Raw genomic sequence first — 17,386 nt, 5'->3', positions numbered from 1 at the left:
GGGCTGGGAGTGAAAAGGTTTGGGGAACCTTTTCAGCCTGAGCTTAGAAACAAAAGAGTGAAGGGAACTAAATTTTTTCAAAATTTAGTTCTGTCCCACCGCCGCTTATTACTTGAAACACAGAGCGATAAGCTGAAAGCTTCCCTTCTTCTCCATTTCTGGGCAGGAGCTGATCTGGTTTGAAGAGAGTTCAAAGAGCATTAACGATTAATGGAGCGGGAAATCATGGAAACAGTGTGCCGCTGGCCGCGGAGGGCCTTGCTCATGGCAAAGATATTTTCAACCGGCGCCAGACAGCCATAGCCTGAATCGCCGATATGCTGAATGTCCACTCCGCAGATTTTATTGCGGATGGCCATCTGCTTGACGATATCTGTATCAGAACTTTCCTGACTGGTCCCGATTGCGCTCATGACCAGAGCCCCCTTTTCATGCGCCAGACGGACAATCTGCTTCAGATCAGCTTCGTCAAAGCCCGGAACACTGCCGACTGCCGGTGCCAAAACAATATCCACGCCTGCCTCGATAAAGCGGCTAATCGCTTCTAAATCCGCGACAGGTTCATCCACACCGGCCGCATGCATCTTGCCAGCAATGAGCAGGCCTGAGAAATGCTCCTTGACAAGGCGAATCGTGTCGACAATGGCCTGATTGGTCACGCCAGTACCCGGATTGCCGGTCAGACAGATAAAGTCAACGCCCAGTTCTTCCGCCCGCTGAATAGTCGCAAGGCTGGCCCTGCGGCCTTCATTGATGTCTAAACGCTCTTCGGCCATTTCTGCCTGACTGTCTACCGGCTCCAGATTAACTCCGATAGGCCGGCCGACCAAGTGATGGAGCTGCTCTACAAAATCTTCCTTGGCATCCAGACCGTTCACAAAAGGATGGAACATATCAATCCCATTCAGCAGAATCAAGTCCGCTCCAAAAGCCCGGGCTATTTCCGCATTGGTCACATCTCCGATATAGGATTCCTTGAAAGCAACATTTTCTGAAAGAATAATCCGCCCTTCACTGGCTTTGATGCTCTGCTTGAGCTCAGCCGCTGTCATCGCAAGGATTTCTGACGCATTTGAACTAATGAATCGTTTCACCATAACGTTATCTCTTTTCTTTATTATTCATTAATAAAGACGATAATTTTTATTATTTTTAGTTTTTTTGTTTATATTTTATTACCAATCCAGTATACCATAATCCAGCAAAAATGTAAACGCTTTTATATTTTCCTGCAACTATCCGCTCTGGTTGCAGCCAAAGCGGATAGTGTTTTTTCGTAACAGGATAAGCAGAAGAGATGCGACTAATGAACCGTTGCGCTGCTGAGTCAGCAGAGTCTTCAGGCAAGGCACCGGAGCGGGGAGGGCTGCCCCATGAGGCTGAACTGACTTGGAGCTAAAAGCTCGGCAAAAAGATAGCTTGGCCGGTGCTCAGCGAGACCTGCACCAATCTCCTCTTTGCTTGAAATTTTTTACGCTCTCACATCTTTATTACCAGATCATCACGCGCTCCTCTGGGCTGCGCCACATGCCGTCGCCTTCATGGACATCAAAGGCCGCATAGAAGTCATCAAAGTTAGGCAGCTGGATATTGGTCCGGAGTTTGCCCGGTGCATGGACATCGACACTGGCCAGCAGTTTCATGTATTCCTCCCGGCCCTTCATGCGCCAGATACGGGCAAAGTTGGTGAAGAAGGCCTCTGCTGAAAAATCCGGCGCTTTTTTAGCCGCTTCAAGGGCTGCTGCAATCCCGCCCAGATCCGCCACATTTTCAGAGACTGTCAGCTTGCCGTTGACCTTAGCCCCATAGGAATCCTGGCCTTCAAACTGGTCGATGACCTTCTGGGTTTTCTCGGTAAAGGCCGCATAGTCCTGTTCGGTCCACCAGTCATTGAGGCTGCCATTTTCGTCAAAAGAGGCCCCATTGGTGTCAAAGGCATGGGAAATCTCATGGGCAATGACCGCTCCAATCCCGCCGTAGTTGGCAGATGAGGACTGCTGCAGATCGTAGAAAGGCGCTTGAAGGATGGCTGCCGGAAAGACAATCAGATTCTTCTGCGGGTTGTAGTAGGCATTGACCATATGGGCCGGCATGCCCCACTCTTTGTAGTCTACTTCCTTATTCCACTGGCTCCAGCTGTGGGCAATCTCTATCTGACTGAGTTTGAGGGCATTGTCAAAGAGACTGAGCTCTTCGTCCACTGTCTTGCGGAAATAGCGCTCCGGCAGCTCTTCTGGGTAGCCGATATAGGGCTTAATCACATTGAGTTTGACAATGGCTTTCTCCCGTGTTTCCGGCGTCAGCCAGTCATTCTTGGCCAATCGGTCCTTGTAGACCTCAATCATGGTCGCAACTTTCTGCTCCACATCTGCCTTGGCTTCTGGGGAGAATTTCTGGCCGGCATACCAGAGGCCGACAGCCTGACTGAAAGGCCCCTGAGCCAGATAGAAGGCTGCTTTTTTCTGATCCTGAGCCTGCGGTGTGCCTGACAGAGCCCGCTGATAGGCACCGGACAAGATGCGAATCTCATCTGTCAGATAAGGTGTTGTATTGCGCACTGCAGAAAGAATCAGCAAAGCATGGAGCTTATCCCAGTTAGCAGCTGTATAGATGTCCTTGGCGGCCTGCCAAAAGCGCTCCTCGGGCACAATGACTTGGTCCGGCTCCTGTCCGATCAGCTTGGTGAAAATGTCTGCCAAAGGCAATTCTGGCACTAAGTTCTTAAAATCTTCCCATTTGTAGGGGTGGTAGAGCTTGGCGTATTCAGAGCTTTCTTCATTAGAGAGGACATACTGAGCAAAGACAGCATCCAGCTCCAGGACCTTGTCCAAGATGTCCGTGATTTCCTCAGGGCTGAAGTCAAATTTCTCCAGCAGGGCTTCCTGAGCCTCCCGGTATTTGGCAAGGAGTTCAGCCTTCTGCGGATGGTCCTCCGCATAGTAGGTCGTATCCGGCAGGATAGTCCCCGGTCCGTCTGCCCAAAGGACATTGATCCGAGCATCCATAAAGTCAGGCGCTACACCGAAGGGAAAAGAGGTCGGCTTGCCGGCCAGCTCGAAATCGGCAATCTTAGCCGCATAATCCTCAAAAGAAGCCAGGCTGCGAATTTCATCAATATAAGCCCGCGCCGGCTCAATCCCTGCTGCCGTCCGCCGGTCATGGTCTGCTGCCAAGCGGTGGAATTTGACAAAATTCTGCAAAACAGCACCCTCAGGCACTTCTTGACCGGCCAGCCACTGGTCTGTCTTTGCCAGCATCAGGTCTTCAATCTCATCATGCAAATCCATAAAACCGCCGGTTACCGGCTTATCATCCGGAATGACCGCAGTCTTGGCCCATTCTCCGTTCACGGCATCATAAAAATCATCTTGTAAACGTGTCATCTTGCTCTCGCTTTCTTTTTTCTCTTATCCTAGCAAAAATGAGCTGTTTTTTCAAATCTTTCTATATTATTTAATGGAATTTTTAAAATTAACTTGACTTAATTTTTATTTTAAGGTATATTAAAAATAGAGAGGTACAAGCAATGATTACCATAAAAAATTTAAGTGTCAGCTACCAGCAGCAGCTGGCTCTGGAGCCCCTGTCTTTAGACATCCCAGGCCCCAGCATCACCGGAATCATCGGACCGAACGGTGCCGGCAAATCAACCCTGCTGAAAGGCATGCTGGACATCATCGGCCACCAAGGCCAAACCCTGCTGGATGGGCAGCCGCTTGAGCGCTCCCTTAATCGTGTGGCCTATGTGGAGCAAAAGATCAATATCGACTATCATTTCCCCATCAAGGTCAAGGAATGCGTATCACTGGGACTTTATCCGAACATCAGACTCTTCCGCCGCTTCAGGCAGGCTGACTGGGACAAAGTCATGGAAGCATTACGCATCGTCGGATTGGCTGATTATGCAGATCGCCAGATCAGCCAGCTGTCCGGAGGGCAGTTTCAGCGGATTCTGATTGCCCGCTGTCTGGTACAGGAGGCCGATTGTATCTTTTTAGATGAGCCTTTTGTCGGCATTGACTCCGTCAGCGAAGACATCATCATGGACACCCTGCGCAGCCTCAAAGAAGCCGGCAAGACCATTCTGATTGTCCACCATGATTTAAGCAAAGTGACGGCTTATTTTGATCACATTCTGCTCCTCAATAAAAAATTGATTGCTTTCGGACCAACCGAAAACACCTTCACCAGAGAGAATCTGCAGGAAACGTATGGTTCTCAGCTCTTTATGAACGGGGGTGCCTAAGATGATTCAAGAATTTATTCAGGGCTTACAGGATTTTCACTTCCTGCAAAACGCCCTGATCACAGCCATTGTCATCGGGATTGTGGCGGGCGCTGTCGGCTGCTTTATTATCCTGCGGGGCATGTCGCTCATGGGAGATGCCATTTCTCATGCGGTCCTGCCGGGAGTCGCTCTGTCCTATATTTTAGGCATCCATTTCTTTGTGGGCGCTATTGCTTTTGGCCTTTTGGCTTCGGTCATCATTACCTATATCAAGGGCAATTCCATCATCAAAAGCGATACAGCCATTGGGATTACCTTTTCATCTTTCTTAGCCTTGGGAGTCATTCTCATCGGGGTGGCCAACAGTTCGACCGACCTTTTCCATATTCTTTTCGGGAATATTCTGGCTGTGCAGGATACGGATATGTGGATAAGCATTGGGGTCGGAATCGCTGTACTGCTGGTCATTGCCCTCTTTTTCAAGCAGCTGCTGATCACTTCTTTTGATCCGCTGCTGGCTCAGGCTATGGGGATGAAGGTGAATTTCTACCACTATCTGCTCATGATTCTCCTGACCCTTGTCTCCGTGACCGCCATGCAGAGTGTGGGAACGATTTTGATTGTTGCCCAGCTGATTACGCCGGCAGCCACGGCCTATCTCTATGCCAACAGCCTTAAAACCATGATTTTCCTTTCTTCCAGTCTCGGGGCTCTAGCTTCGGTCTTGGGCCTCTTTATCGGCTATAGCTTTAATATCGCCGCAGGCTCCAGTATTGTCCTGACTTCTGCTCTTATCTTTCTCATTTCATTCTTTATTGCACCTAAGCAACGGTATTTAAAACTAAAAAACCGGCCTAAACTAAAATAAATCGGAGGATTCTCATGAAAAAATTAAGTGTATTTGCCTTATTTATGCTGGCCTTTATCGGCTTGGCCGCCTGCTCCAGTCAAAAAAGCTCTTCTACCGCTTCTTCTAAACTGAATGTCGTAACGACCAATTCCATTATTGCCGACATCACCAAAAACATTGCCGGCGATCAGATCAACCTGCACAGCATTGTGCCAGTCGGCAAGGACCCCCACGAATACGAGCCCCTGCCAGAGGATGTCAAAAAGACCTCGCAGGCCGACTTGATTTTCTATAACGGCATCAATCTGGAAACCGGCGGCAATGCTTGGTTTACTAAGCTGGTTGACAATGCTCAGAAGAAAGAAAACAAGGATTATTATGCAGTCAGCGACGGCATTGATGTCATCTACCTCGAAGGACAAAATGAAAAAGGCAAGGAAGACCCCCATGCCTGGCTCAATCTGGAAAACGGCATCATTTATGCGCAAAATATCGCTAAACGGCTGATAGAAAAGGACCCGAAAAACAAGGCCACCTACGAGAAAAATCTCAAGGCTTATGTAGAAAAGCTCAGCGCCTTGGACAGGGAAGCCAAAGAGAAGTTCAGCAACATTCCTGAGGAAAAGAAGATGATTGTCACCAGTGAAGGCTGCTTCAAATACTTCTCCAAGGCCTACAATGTGCCGTCTGCCTACATCTGGGAAATCAACACCGAAGAAGAAGGCACGCCGGACCAAATCAAGACCTTGGTCGAAAAACTGCGCAAGACCAAAGTGCCCTCCCTCTTTGTCGAATCCAGTGTGGACGAGCGTCCTATGAAAACCGTGTCAAAAGACACCAACATCCCCATCTACGCCAAGATCTTCACCGACTCTATCGCTGAAGAAGGGCAGGAGGGAGACAGCTACTATAGCATGATGAAGTACAATCTGGACAAGATTGCTGAAGGGCTGGCTCAGTAATCCAAAGCGGCTGCGGCCGCCTCTGCCTGACAGAATGGCCAAGCGCTCCTTTCCGCTGCTGCTCTTTGAAGAAAAACGCCGCAAACTTTTCAGTCAAATCATTCGTAATGCAGAGCCATTTGCAGTACAATGAGGGTATCAAAACGATTGGAGACATCTTATGACAACATTTCTCGGAAATCCTGTAACCTTTACCGGCAAGCAGCTCCAGGTCGGCGACAAAGCCCGCGATTTCAGCCTGACAGCAACTGACCTGAGCAAGAAAACCCTGGCTGACTTTGCCGGCAAAAAGAAGGTGCTGAGCATCATTCCTTCCATTGACACCGGTGTCTGCTCCACCCAGACCCGCCGCTTCAATCAGGAGCTGGCTGAGCTTGACAATACCGTAGTCATCACTGTGTCAGTGGATCTGCCCTTTGCTCAAAGCAAGTGGTGCGCTGCAGAAGGCATTGAAAACGCCGTGATGCTGTCGGACTACTTTGACCACTCCTTCGGCCGCGACTACGCTGTCCTCATCAATGAATGGCACCTGCTGGCCCGGGCTGTGATTGTCCTAGATGAGAATGATAGAGTGACCTATGTCGAATATGTGGACAATATCAACACCGAGCCCGACTTTGAAGCGGCCATCGCAGCGGTTAAGAGTTTATAATCACAAAAAAATGCAGATTCCGTCTGCATTTTTTATTTGAAAACATGGGCTAATTTCTGACCAAGCCGTCTGACCCTGCCCCAGATCCGCAAGAGGACCAGAGGCCGGCCCAGAAGGCGCTTGAAGCGGCGGATTTCCTGATCCACGGTTTGCTTGGCACTGCGGCCGTCTTGAGCATGAGCACTCTTTGCCGAGCGGTAGCCCAGAGGACCGCGGTTATTCTGGGGTGACTTGAATGGGCGGCCGCCGTTCCGGATGGCCTCTCTGCGGAAGGCCGGGTCCCAGACAGCAGGCGGCTTGACATCGCAGCGGCTGTGGGAGGCCCGATTGCCCGGCCGATTGCGATTGCCATAGTTAAAGCTGGCGCCATTGACCAGGCCGTTTTGACTGGTCCTTTCAGGATCTAGAATATTGAGAAAAGCTCCCTCTCTGTCCAAGATAAATTCTGTGTGGAAATTAATCAGAATCTTAAAATTGGCTTGACGGCTCTGTCCATCAGGATAGACCACCTGGGGCTGGGGGCCGCTCTGATCAATATAAGCTTTATTGTGCAGCCGTGAAGATTCTCGAAAACTGTAAATCCGCTTGGGAAGCGCCTGCAGATAAGCTGCCAAGGCTTCTGCATCCGTCATGCCCGGCTGGCGGAAATGCTGCCGGACCCATTGGGCCTGCTGGCAGGAAATGACATAGCGAAACTGATGCAGCTGCCGCTTGAGCCGCTGATTGCCATCTTGCTGTCTAAAATCGTCATAGGGGAAGGCTTGCTGAAGGGTGCGGGCAAAGAGCCGCCAGAAAGGGTCGTGCGGGGCCAAATCTGAATCTATCCTAGACAGCAAGTTCTGCGCTTCGGACTTGGTCCCCGTCAGTTCCTTGGGCATATTCACACAGGCCATGGCCAGCTCCAGCAGCTGCTGGGCCCGCTGAGGGGAGATTCTTTTGGAGTCAAGCTGCCACATGCTTTTAAAAAGCGGACTGCCAAAGAGCTGGGCAGCCTCAAAAGCGGCCGGCCTTTCCTGATGGCTGCTTTCTTTAGCTGCTGCCTCGAAAACCGCCCTTACAGCCTGTCCAGACCAGCCCGCCTCCCGCAGTTGGCGGCTTCGTTCTGCCAAAGAGACCGCTGATTCGCTCATGGCAAGCTCTCCTTTCTTTTTCAATCATCGTTTCAATAGCAATACTATCGCAAGCCGGCGCAGACAGCTTCAACAATCTGGGAAACTGCTGAAGGCGGGGTTTGAAACACCCAAAAGGAAGTGTCCCCCTTGATTCGCAGCCTATTATCGTCATTTAGTTTATCTTTTATTACGTCGTTAACTCGCCTTGCCGTACTCCAGTACAGCCTGCGACTCGTTGCCTAGTACTAAAAGCAAACTAAAAGACTATAGCAAGAAAACCACCTGCCCGCTCTAGCTCCATCTCATGAAAGGCAGTCTAAGGGACAAGTGGTTTTCAGCGCTCAGTCTGTTATTCTTTAACAGCGATAAAAGGCGAGCCCTCGGTATTATCGGTCGGATCCAGACTTTTGACCATAAAGAGATAGTCTACTGCATACCAGCCGTTATTGGCGGCATTATAAGGGTCTCTGACATAGGTCTTGCCGTTATCATAGCCTTTGAGAACCAATTCATGAGTCACTGGATAATTGGCAAAGACACTGGTCCCGACAGCTCCTAATACATGGTGGCCCTGAGCCAGGACATCCTTAACGGCAGCTGCCGTCAGCAGGGTTTCTGTCTTCAGCCCCCAATGTTGAGCCGCCCGCACAATCCCCCGGCTGCTGGTGCCGTAACCGCCTTTGTTAAATTCATTGGTATGGTTGTACAAATAATCCGCTACAGCAGTCGGCAGAACTTCCTGACCGCTGATGCCAGAGATGACCATGGCCAAGGTCGTCGGAACACAGCCGGTCGCATCTAAGTTGTAACCGCCGTACATCCGGCCGCCCCAACGGCCGTCTCGCTGAGAGTAATAGGGTGTATTGTAGCCTGCCTTAGCAACCTGTGTGCTGGTCCCAGCCACGACAACCATCCGGCCGTCATCCTGCTGATAGTAGAGATGGATCAGGTACTCACCGGTCGACAGCTTGTGGTCGCTGGCTTTAACGGTAATCTTGTAGCTGCCATCCTTCTGTTTGCTGGCTTGATACCACCGGATATCATCCTGGCCTTTATCGGCTGACCAAGTTGGCAGGTAAACCGCCTGAATGCCCTTGGGATTGGAGACATTTGTCACGACTACATCAAAGCTTCCTGTCCGGGCATTGTTATTCTGAATAGTGATTTTTCCAGTTGCCCGAACATTCTCTGCAGCAACGGTGACCACTGTCTTTCCTGAGCTAACCCCCTGCAGCTGGCCGTCAGCATTCAGATAATAAAGATGGATCTGATATTCACCGGTTGAAAACCGATGGTCGTAGGCGCTGACGTGCTGGAAATAGGTCCCGTCCGCCCGCTTTTCCGCTCTGTACCACTGGACATCGTCTTGGTCGTCCTTGCTGGACCAGGTCGGCAGATAGACCGTCTGGAGTCCGTCCGGTGCCACAATCTCAGACACTACAATATCAAACTCACCCGTCTGCGGGTTGTTGTTTTCAATGCTGATCTTGCCCTGCGGCTGGGCCTTGCTGACCTGAGTCTTGGCGGAGCTGATGCCCTGCAGCTGACCGGCATCATTGACATAGTAGAGATGCACCTGGTATTCGCCCAGTGAGTTCTTATGATTGCGGTGGCTGACATGCTGGAAGTAGGTCCCGTCCGCCCGCTTTTCTGCTCTGTACCACTGGACATCGTCTTGGTCGTCCTTGCTGGACCAGGTCGGCAGATAGACCGTCTGGAGTCCGTCCGGTGCCACAATCTCAGACACTACAATATCAAACTCACCCGTCTGCGGGTTGTTGTTTTCAATGCTGATCTTGCCCTGCGGCTGGGCCTTGCTGACCTGAGTCTTGGCGGAGCTGATGCCCTGCAGCTGACCGGCATCATTGACATAGTAGAGATGCACCTGGTATTCGCCCAGTGAGTTCTTATGATTGCGGTGGCTGACATGCTGGAAGTAGGTCCCGTCCGCCCGCTTTTCTGCTCTGTACCACTGGACATCGTCTTGGTCGTCCTTGCTGGACCAGGTCGGCAGATAGACCGTCTGGAGTCCGTCCGGTGCCACAATCTCAGACACTACAATATCAAACTCACCCGTCTGCGGGTTGTTATTTTCAATGCTGATTTTGCCCTGCGGCTGGGCCTTGCTGACCTGAGTCTTGGCGGAGCTGATGCCCTGCAGCTGGCCCGCGTCATTGACATAGTAGAGATGCACTTGGTATTCGCCCAGTGAGTTCTTATGATTGCGGTGGCTGACGTGCTGGAAATAGGTCCCGTCTGCCCGCTTCTCCGCTCTGTACCACTGGACATCGTCTTGGTCATCCTTGCTGGACCAGGTCGGCAGATAGACCGTTTGGAGTCCGTCCGGTGCCACAATCTCAGACACTACAATATCAAACTCACCCGTCTGCGGGTTGTTATTTTCAATGCTGATCTTGCCCTGCGGCTGGGCCTTGCTGACCTGAGTCTTGGCGGAGCTGATGCCCTGCAGCTGGCCCGCGTCATTGACATAGTAGAGATGCACTTGGTATTCGCCCAGTGAGTTCTTATGATTGCGGTGGCTGACATGCTGGAAGTAGGTCCCGTCTGCCCGCTTCTCCGCTCTGTACCACTGGACATCGTCTTGGTCATCCTTGCTGGACCAGGTCGGCAGATAGACCGTGCGGAGTCCGTCCGGCGCCACAATCTCAGACACTACAATATCAAACTCACCCGTCTGCGGGTTGTTGTTTTCGATGCTGATCTTGCCCTGCGGCTGGGCCTTGCTGACCTGAGTCTTGGCGGAGCTGATGCCCTGCAGCTGACCCGCGTCATTGACATAGTAGAGATGCACCTGGTATTCGCCCAGTGAGTTCTTGTGATTGCGGTGGCTGACATGCTGGAAGTAGGTCCCGTCCGCCCGCTTTTCCGCTCTGTACCACTGGACATCGTCTTGGTCGTCCTTGCTGGACCAGGTCGGCAGATAGACCGTCTGGAGTCCGTCCGGCGCCACAATCTCAGACACTACAATATCAAACTCACCTGTCTGCGGGTTGTTATTTTCGATGCTAAGCTTGCCTTGCGGCTTCTTTGCTGCTTCAGCAGATGGCTGCTCAGTTTCTGGGGCCCGAGCGGGCTCAGGCTGTGAATCCGCCGCAGCCTGTACCCTTGGTACGGCCGGAGCCGCAGGCTGACTGACAGCGGGGCTCGCATCTGCACTGACAGTCTGGGCCGTCTCTGCCCTTTCCGCAGCAGATGGCTGTTCAGCTGGCTGATTTCCCAGCTCAGCCGGCCCCTTTTCCGCCAGTGCTGGCTGGCCTGCATCGGCAGCTGTGCTGGTTTCAGCAGCCTGATTGGAGGACGGCAGGGCGGCGGCCCCTGACTCAGGAACTTCTTGCTCCAAAACCAGCTGACTGGCCGGATCGGCAGCAGAGTCAGCGGCTGTCAGCTGATCTGCCTGAACCGCGCCGTTTCCAAGAAAGAGCAGACCCGCCGCAATAGCAACGGAGGCTGCGCCAAAACTGTATTTCCGAATCCCAAAACGAGTAACTTTCTCTGTCTGCGACTCTCTCATCTGTCTTTTTTTCACAATGAACTCCTTTTCTTCAAAAGCAAATCTGCCCTGTAAACACACTGCTGGTCTGACAGGCGCACTTTTGAACTCTTTATACTCTTTTTATTCAAATCCACATGTCATTAGCTTAGACAGGCTCCAACAGATGGGGAAACTCCCCTAGGTTGTAGAGAAGGCGGCGGGACAGACTCCTGCTGACACTTCCTAGCGGAAGCTTCAGCCACTGCCTTCAAACCTCTGCCGGAGCTTCCGAGCGGCTCGCTGCCTCCTGTGCATTCTCATAGTGTGAGTATTAGATACTACGGTTTGATTATATACTATTCATAAACCGATTACAAGGGGACCGCTGGAAAAAACAAGCCAATTTCAGAAAGGAAAGTCCGCCTGCTGCCCTGCAGCTGCTTAAGCAAATCAGAGCAGCCTGTTCTGCTAGGTCTTCTATGGCAGAAGCACGCGCGCAATTCCCACCCTGTCATTGGCTTCATCTGCCGTCACTGTCCAGCCATCAGCGGCCGCATCAAGCATGGCTTATCAGTGCAAAGCCAGACGGAGTCATTTGTCAGCGCTTTTCTTTGCCTGAGCCCTTCAAAGTCAGGAGCCCCAGACCAAGGAAGGTCAGAACACCCCCTAAAAAGGCGAGGCGGCTGGCTTTCTCTCCTGTAGCCGGCAGATACGGAAATGCTGGAGCAGCCGGAGCGGCACTCAGGAAGGCCGGATCTGCGCTTTGACTGCCAGCCCGGGCAGCTGACGCCAGTGCTGGCTGGGGCGCTGCAGGCGCTTGGCCTGACAGTGCCTGAGCTGCCTTTTCAAGATCCGCTAAGGCTTCCGCATAGGCCCTGTAAGTCAGCGCCGGATCTGCCAACGCAGCTTCTGCAGCCAGAAGCGCGGCTTGAAAGGCATCCTGTCTGTCCTTGCTGTCGTACTGATAGACTGGCTGTAAGAGCAGCTGATAGCCAGAATGAACTGCTGCTTGCAGCTGGCTTTTATCCAGCTCACTGACCTGCCTGTCTGTCAGAACAATGATGCTGCCCAGCTTGTCCATTTCCAGAATCAAGCTGCCGTCTTCTGTCTTGGCAGTGACTGCTTCCAAGCCAGTCCCTGTCTGCAGATAGACCTTTGCAAGATGCCCCTTGATGCCGGTCAGACGAATGGTCTTTTTCCCGGCGGTCTCGATATCCTGTCCCTTCTTTTGCAGACGGAGCTGATAGAAGGCCGGCAGCTGACTGTGCTCCTCTGCTTCTTTTTGGATTGTTTCAGGTACATCATCACTTACCGCTGCGACTGTAAACACAGCCTTATCGGAGATTTTACCGGTGCCAAAGTCAATCATCCCTTTCAGCACAGAATCCTCAGAAGTCGGCAGCTGACTGACATAGCTTGGAACGATGAGACTGACCAGACGGCGGTTAATCCTGTTTTCGACATTGTAAAGAAAATCATTCTCAGCCACTTCATAGTCCTCCGGCAGGCTGATATGGACTGTATAGCCGCCATTGTAAAGAACTCTCTCAAAGGCCATTCTGTCGTACTTGCTCTGAATCAGGTCAAATTCACGGCCTTTGCTGTTCCTTACTTTGACAGCCGTCCCCTTTGGCAATGGCCGGTCAAATACCAGACTAAAACGATTGGCATCCAGATAAGTAAAATGAAAGGTAACAGTTGGCCGCGGATGTTCCTCATCAACAGTCACTTCCTTGACCGTATCGCTGCCCCAGTCATAGTGTTCATCTGAATAGGCAATTTGAACCGTGTACTTCCCATATGGAAGCTCGGGATAGCTGCCGCCGTTTTGTGTCCCGTCAAACTCACCTGCGACAGGCTGACCGGCCGCATCCAGAACCTGATAGCGAACAATGGAGGAATAGTAATTAATGGCATTGCCGGCGCTGTCTGCAAAAACAAGATCAATCGAGCCCTTGCCCGGACTGGCTGCAGGATTCTGCGCAGCAGGTGTGCCGGCTGCTGCGTTTTCAGCTGCCTTGCCGGCTCCAGCCGCTGCGGTAGCAGGGGCAGCAGAAGCTCCGCTTCCGGCAGCACCATCTGCAGCTGCAGCCGCAGAGACTGCTCTGCCGTCCATGTCGACTTCACTGGTATTGTCAACCTTGTCCCAGACATAGAAGCGGACGGTGCTTGGGTCTGCATCTGCCGGCAAAGTGTAGGAGCCATCCGCATTCGCTTCAAGGCTGACCTCCTGGCCGTCTTTTTGATAGCTCAGGTAGGTGCCGGCCAGACCGCTGCCGCTTTCTACAATGCTGCCCGGACGGAAAATGCGGCTGGCCTTGTCATAGTGGGCAGTGCCGGCTGCCATCTGCGGAGCTGTCGTGTCAATCTTCACCGAAAAATTCAGCTCCTGCTCCAAGGCTCCGGATGCCGCAGGACGGTAGGAGACGACAAACTGATACTCCCCGTCAGGCAGCCGACTGCCGTCCTTGTCAGTCCCATTCCAGTCGAGGTCATAGAAGATTTCACTGCGACTGCCTCTGCGGTAGCTCCAGTCTGTCTTCCTGTGACTTTCATTGCCGCTCTCATAGACGGGATGCAAGCGCTCCTGATCCTCTTTTTTGAAAACAGCCAGATGGACATTTTCGACATTGCGCAGCATGACCGCCTTGAATCTGACGGTGTCAAAACGCAGATCCCCATTTGGCGAAAAGTAGAGCTGACTGCCGTCAAAACGCTCGCCATCCTGGCCCAAAGTCTTGGTCTCATAAGCACCGTTTTCATAAACATAGCTGATGAGAGAAGTAAAGTGATTGTCAGGGTTTCTCTCAGGATTTGCCGGTACAGCATCATCGGCATAATCCGTTTTATCCTTGTAATAGTAGAAAGGTTTCTCGGATTCTGCGTAATCATAGATTGACTTTTCAATACCTTGCAGATTTTGGAATGCTCCTTTAAAGCCGATATAAGGAAGACTGACAAGCTCTTTTTGACTGGCAGCATCTCGGAAGAAGACGAAACCTTCAAGGAAGTAGCCGTTTTTCATAAGCCGGCTCAGCTCTTCTCTATAGGCACTGCTGTCAACCGCAATCGTAACCGTCTTACTGCCGTAAGCCGGTACGGTGACTGTCTCCCTTCCTTCTATCCGGGCCAATTCCCGCGTTCTCAGCGTCATCTTGCCGTCCGCCACCTCATCTGTCCCGACAACAGTCCGATAGGCCAGCTGCCGGTCCTGGCCGGACAGATTATGAACGGTCACATCAAAGCGGAAGCTGTCTTCCACATTTCCCAAGGTCAGGCTGCTCCTGTCACCATCAGCTGTCAGATAGAGATCTCCGTAGGCAGCTGCTGTCACATCCATAATCCCGGCTCCCTGCTGGCGGACCGAAGAATAGGTGCCGCTTTCTGAGTTGACATGCGGTACAGCGGTACTCATCACCAGCTGTCTCATCAAGGTATGGAGCTGCTCAGATGAGGCAGCTGGAAAGCGCTCCTGCAGGACTTGCTTGACCAGAGCGACCGCTCCAGCTGCATGCGGTGCTGCCATGCTGGTGCCGCGATCCATGTAATATTCGTTATTATTGACCGAAGAGTAGATCATACCGCCGGGCAGGGTCACATCCGGCTTCAGGTCGCCGTCAGCTGACAGCCCCCAAGAAGAAAAGTCGGACATTTCCCGCGCCTGCTCATAAGGAATGCGCTTGAAATGAATATCAAAATGCAGACTGTAGCTGCCGGCATGACGCGCCAGTTCCCGGCCGAATTTGTGACCAATCACACCTACCGGGAAACGTTCGCCCAGACCGCCAATGTCAAACTTGACCGGTCTGTCTCCCTGCTCTTCCATCTGATAAAAGACAAGACCAGCAGCTCCGGCTGCTTTCAAATACTTGATTTTGTCAACATCGGAGACGGAACCGCCCCGCTCAGTCAGAACCACCTGTCCATCAACCTTGCTGTCCTGGTAATTGGCTGCCCCGCCCCGCTCAACATAGACATAAGACTGAGGGATTGTCGTGCGGAAGGAATCCCTTTCGACATAGGAAACCATCTCAATCTTACCATTATCAAAGGCTGTCTGTCCGGCCAGCTCAGGCACTGTAATCGAAGCAGCTGTTGACTCATGTTTGGTCAGGCTGTTGATAGAGGCAATAGACAGAGCATGGGGATTGATAGAGGGGGAGCCGGCCATCCCATAGTCCGGTGTGCTGGCCAGCGGCTTGCTGTACCAGAAGCCATTGGTGGCCATATTGGTCGCTGCCACCGTAACGGTCACACCGGCCTTTCTGGCTAGTTCAAAGGCCTGCAGGGTAATGTCCCCCATATCACTCATAGCACCCGAAGCTGTCCCCAGACTCATATTGACCGTATCCGCACCCAGCTTGACTGCGTCTTCCAAAGCCTTCGTGTAGACAAAGGTCTGCACTTTTCCGCCGCCCTTGGTGTCAGAAAAGGCCCGCAAAAACATGAGCTGCGCTTCTGGTGCGACTCCTCGGATAATTTCCCCATTCGGCGATGGCTGGCTGGCATTTCCGACCGCAGTACCGGCGACATGGGCTCCGTGGGAGATGGGGTCTTCTTCTTTTACCTGCTCATCTAAGTCGCTGTAGTTATGCACATAGACGATTTTGTCACTGTACCATTTCCCATAGCGGATGCCGGCCTTTTGCTTCACCGCCTCCAGCTCAGCCTCACTCTTGTATTTGGCCTTGGAAATATCTGTCAGGCGGAAAATATCATGGCTGGGATCTATCCCGGTATCAATCACTGCCACGACCTGTCCCTGACCTTTAATCCCTCTGTCCCACAGCGGCTGCAGATTGATCAGGCTGTTCTCTTCGCTGACTTTTACAGGACTGCCAGACTGAGGGGAAGCTGCTGCGGCCGGAGCTGCTGACCGCTCGCTTTCATGAAAGAGGCTGAGGTCAATCTTATCCACCCGGGCCAAGCCTCTGATTTTTTTGGCATCGCCATAAGTGGTCTCCAGAGCAAAGCCATTAAAAAGAAGGTCAAATTCATAAAGCTTCTGATAGCGAATCCCCTGCGCCTCAAGCTCAGCCAAGACTTCTCTGCGAATCGGTGCCCTGCTGGCAATCCGAAGCTGGCGGCCGCTTTCCGTCTCCAGCCAATCAGCCGGAAGGTCTTTTTCCTCCTTCAGCTTGACCAAGACTCTGACAGCATCTGTATCCTGATACAGGGGCTGACTTTGCTGGGGCAGCTTATCCAGACTCGGACCGGCCGTTGGCGCCGCGGTCGCCGCTGCTTGCTCTGATCCAGCCGTGCCTGCTGCTGTTTCCTGCAACAGCGGCTGCTCGACTCCGGCTGTTTCCTGCTTGGCCAAAGGACTCGCAGCATCCGCTGCCGGATCAGAAAGGCTGCCGCCTTCCGTCTGACTGCTGCTGGGCTGCGCGGAAGCAGCCGGCACAGAATCCGAAGGCTGCTGAGGGGCCGCCGAGCTTTCCAGCTGCATCGCTGGCTGTTCCAGCTGAGGAAGAGGCGGCTGAAGCTGACTTTCAGTATCAGCTAAAGCAACCTGAGCAGAAAACAGGACACCGACCAAGACAGATGCCACCCCAACAGCATACTTGCGAACGGAGAAGCGCTGCTGCTTTTGAAATTCCATAAAAAACCTCCTCGGAATGTTTTTGTAAGCGTTTGCTTATATCAATACACTAACATTTTAATGCCAGTAAATTTATTTGTCAATCATTTATACTAAAATAAAATAATATTCAAAAAAAGTCCTTTTATCAATAAATATGCCGCTTCCATCGGCAGCCTGCTCTTGGAAAATCCAAGGATGAGAAGCCACACCAGGCCCGGAAATCTTGAGATTGCAGAAAAAGAAAGCAAGAAAGCGCCGACAAGCTCCAGCGGAACTTTTGAAGCGGCAGGAACTTCCAAGAGGAAGCAAGCAAAGCACTGCGATGAGGCCGTGACTGAAGCAAGCCAATTCCCCTTCAAACACTGGTTTAAGACAATAAATAGAAAAAGCGCTTTTCGGCTTTATCGGCCGGCCCTGTCAGTTTTTGCTTTTCGAAAAGCAGACCTATCAATCTGCATAGCAGGACAAGCCTTGCCCACTGTATTCTTGCCGCAATTTTTGTTAT

The 17,386-nt window shown here is 51.9% G+C and carries 10 protein-coding genes; 5 read left to right on the top strand and 5 right to left on the bottom strand.

Annotation, left to right across the window (positions count from 1 at the left end; all coding sequences use genetic code 11):
- On the top strand, nt 1-183 hold a 183-nt coding region (locus DHL47_RS04220; protein ID WP_209551003.1), incomplete at its 5' end, for a hypothetical protein.
- 17 nt (nt 184-200) lie between these two features.
- Here DHL47_RS04220 and DHL47_RS04215 read toward each other — a convergent pair.
- Together DHL47_RS04215 and DHL47_RS04210 are read right to left on the bottom strand one after the other, a co-directional pair.
- A complete protein-coding gene (locus DHL47_RS04215; RefSeq protein ID WP_128836718.1) occupies nt 201-1,097 on the bottom strand; it encodes a DUF7916 family protein in 897 nt (298 codons plus the stop codon).
- Nucleotides 1,098-1,490: 393 nt separating this feature from the next.
- Nucleotides 1,491-3,383 carry a M13 family metallopeptidase gene (locus DHL47_RS04210; RefSeq protein WP_209551002.1) on the bottom strand — a complete coding sequence of 631 codons (1,893 nt, stop codon included), beginning with the start codon at nt 3,381-3,383 and terminating at the stop codon, nt 1,491-1,493.
- Nucleotides 3,384-3,526: 143 nt separating this feature from the next.
- Here DHL47_RS04210 and DHL47_RS04205 point away from each other — a divergent pair, with 143 nt between their 5' ends.
- The 4 genes from DHL47_RS04205 (at nt 3,527) to tpx (ending at nt 6,692) form a co-directional block, all read left to right on the top strand.
- Nucleotides 3,527-4,246 (top strand): metal ABC transporter ATP-binding protein, encoded by a 720-nt coding sequence (locus tag DHL47_RS04205; protein WP_209551001.1) that lies wholly within the window; start codon nt 3,527-3,529, stop codon nt 4,244-4,246.
- A gap of 1 nt (nt 4,247) precedes the next feature.
- Nucleotides 4,248-5,096 carry a metal ABC transporter permease gene (locus DHL47_RS04200; protein WP_209551000.1) on the top strand — a complete coding sequence of 283 codons (849 nt, stop codon included), beginning with the start codon at nt 4,248-4,250 and terminating at the stop codon, nt 5,094-5,096.
- Between the two features lie 14 nt (nt 5,097-5,110).
- Entirely contained in the window at nt 5,111-6,040 is a 930-nt protein-coding gene (locus DHL47_RS04195; RefSeq protein ID WP_209550999.1) for a metal ABC transporter substrate-binding protein, read from the top strand.
- Nucleotides 6,041-6,200: 160 nt separating this feature from the next.
- Complete coding sequence (gene tpx / locus DHL47_RS04190) at nt 6,201-6,692, top strand: thiol peroxidase (RefSeq protein WP_209550998.1); 492 nt, start codon at nt 6,201-6,203, stop codon at nt 6,690-6,692.
- A gap of 32 nt (nt 6,693-6,724) precedes the next feature.
- On the opposite strand, the gene DHL47_RS04185 is transcribed toward tpx, so the two are convergent.
- The 3 genes from DHL47_RS04185 to DHL47_RS04175 form a co-directional block, all read right to left on the bottom strand.
- Nucleotides 6,725-7,822 (bottom strand): DUF3114 domain-containing protein, encoded by a 1,098-nt coding sequence (locus tag DHL47_RS04185; RefSeq protein WP_209550997.1) that lies wholly within the window; start codon nt 7,820-7,822, stop codon nt 6,725-6,727.
- Between the two features lie 331 nt (nt 7,823-8,153).
- Nucleotides 8,154-11,351: a GBS Bsp-like repeat-containing protein gene (locus tag DHL47_RS04180; RefSeq protein ID WP_338060083.1), complete on the bottom strand. Its 3,198-nt coding sequence runs from the start codon at nt 11,349-11,351 to the stop codon at nt 8,154-8,156.
- Nucleotides 11,352-11,895: 544 nt separating this feature from the next.
- Nucleotides 11,896-16,899 carry an SGO_0316/SGO_0317 family LPXTG-anchored serine peptidase gene (locus DHL47_RS04175; RefSeq protein WP_209550996.1) on the bottom strand — a complete coding sequence of 1,668 codons (5,004 nt, stop codon included), beginning with the start codon at nt 16,897-16,899 and terminating at the stop codon, nt 11,896-11,898.
- Nucleotides 16,900-17,386: the final 487 nt, after the last annotated feature.

Origin of the sequence: Streptococcus panodentis, from assembly GCF_017884005.1 — a bacterium.
Taxonomy (GTDB): Bacteria; Bacillota; Bacilli; order Lactobacillales; family Streptococcaceae; genus Streptococcus; species Streptococcus panodentis.
Note: the sequence above shows the minus strand (reverse complement) of the source record. Positions and strands in the feature narration are given on the sequence as shown.

Excerpts from the sequence above, each read along its gene's own strand:
- DHL47_RS04215 (WP_128836718.1), bottom strand. The coding sequence starts at position 1,097 with ATGGTGAAACGATTCATTAGTTCAAATGCGTCAGAAATCCTTGCGATG.
- DHL47_RS04210 (WP_209551002.1), bottom strand. The coding sequence starts at position 3,383 with ATGACACGTTTACAAGATGATTTTTATGATGCCGTGAACGGAGAATGG.
- DHL47_RS04205 (WP_209551001.1), top strand. The coding sequence starts at position 3,527 with ATGATTACCATAAAAAATTTAAGTGTCAGCTACCAGCAGCAGCTGGCT.
- DHL47_RS04200 (WP_209551000.1), top strand. The coding sequence starts at position 4,248 with ATGATTCAAGAATTTATTCAGGGCTTACAGGATTTTCACTTCCTGCAA.
- DHL47_RS04195 (WP_209550999.1), top strand. The coding sequence starts at position 5,111 with ATGAAAAAATTAAGTGTATTTGCCTTATTTATGCTGGCCTTTATCGGC.
- tpx (WP_209550998.1), top strand. The coding sequence starts at position 6,201 with ATGACAACATTTCTCGGAAATCCTGTAACCTTTACCGGCAAGCAGCTC.
- DHL47_RS04185 (WP_209550997.1), bottom strand. The coding sequence starts at position 7,822 with ATGAGCGAATCAGCGGTCTCTTTGGCAGAACGAAGCCGCCAACTGCGG.
- DHL47_RS04175 (WP_209550996.1), bottom strand. The coding sequence starts at position 16,899 with ATGGAATTTCAAAAGCAGCAGCGCTTCTCCGTTCGCAAGTATGCTGTT.